This window comes from uncultured Campylobacter sp. (assembly GCF_937997465.1).
Classification (GTDB): domain Bacteria; phylum Campylobacterota; class Campylobacteria; order Campylobacterales; family Campylobacteraceae; genus Campylobacter_A.
Genome location: NZ_CALKTQ010000075.1, coordinates 1 through 1,127, shown reverse-complemented (window position 1 = coordinate 1,127; position 1,127 = coordinate 1). Strand labels below are relative to the sequence as shown.

Here is a 1,127-nt window from a genome sequence, read left to right as displayed (position 1 = left end):
AAGGCATCGAAAACTACGCGCGCCACCTAACTGGACAAAAGCCCGGAGAGACGCCATACTCGATGTTTGATTATTTCGAGCTGGGCGGCAAGGACTACCTAGTCATCGTGGACGAAAGCCACGTGAGCCTGCCGCAGTTTCGCGGTATGTACGCGGGAGACCGCAGCCGCAAAGAGGTGCTGGTGGAGTACGGATTTCGCCTCCCGTCCGCGCTTGATAACCGTCCGCTTAAATTTGACGAGTTTATAAACAAACGCGCCAAATTTCTTTTCGTCTCGGCGACCCCGAACGAATACGAGATAAATTTAAGCCGCGGCCATGTCTACGAGCAAATTTTACGCCCGACGGGACTGCTCGATCCGCAGATAGAGATAAAAGACAGCGAAAATCAGGTGGAGATTTTATTTGACGAGGCGAAAAAAACCATCGAGAGAAACGAGCGCGTGCTAGTCACCGTGCTCACTAAAAAGATGGCCGAGGAGCTCAGCCGCTACTACACCGAGCTTGGTATCAAGGTCAAATACATGCACTCAGACATCGACGCCGTCGAGCGAAACGAGATCATCCGCGGGCTGCGCGGGGGCGAGTTTGATATGCTTATCGGCATAAATTTGCTAAGAGAGGGGCTTGACCTGCCCGAGGTTAGCCTCATAGCCATCATGGACGCCGACAAGGAGGGCTTTTTACGCTCGACGACAAGCCTAATCCAAACGATGGGGCGTGCGGCTAGAAACGTAAACGGCCGAGTGCTGATGTTTGCCAAAAAGATCACCAAATCCATGCAAGAAGCGATAGATACGACGCTGGCGCGACGTAAGATGCAAGAGGAGTACAACCGCGCTCACGGCATCACACCGCGCTCTGCCAGCCGAAATATCGAGGAGAGTCTGCACGTCGAGGATGGCACGGAGATCTTAAGAAAAGGCGCAAATCTGGAAAAAATGCCTGCTGCCGAGCGAGCGAGCATAATAAAAGAGCTGAGAAAACAGATGTTGGAGGCGGCGACGCAGCTAGAGTTTGAGAAGGCGGCGGCGTTGAGAGATGAGATCGCCAAAATCCGCAAGCTTTAAATTTGACGGCTTGTCTTTTTCCGCCATACTTCGTTACCGACTCAGTCGGCTTCGGTC

Annotated in this window: 1 protein-coding gene; it reads left to right on the top strand. The window is 52.8% G+C overall.

All coding sequences use genetic code 11. The features are described 5' to 3' along the window. On the top strand, window positions 1-1,070 hold a 1,070-nt coding region (locus Q0546_RS02185), incomplete at its 5' end, for a helicase-related protein (protein WP_298790119.1). Window positions 1,071-1,127: the final 57 nt, after the last annotated feature.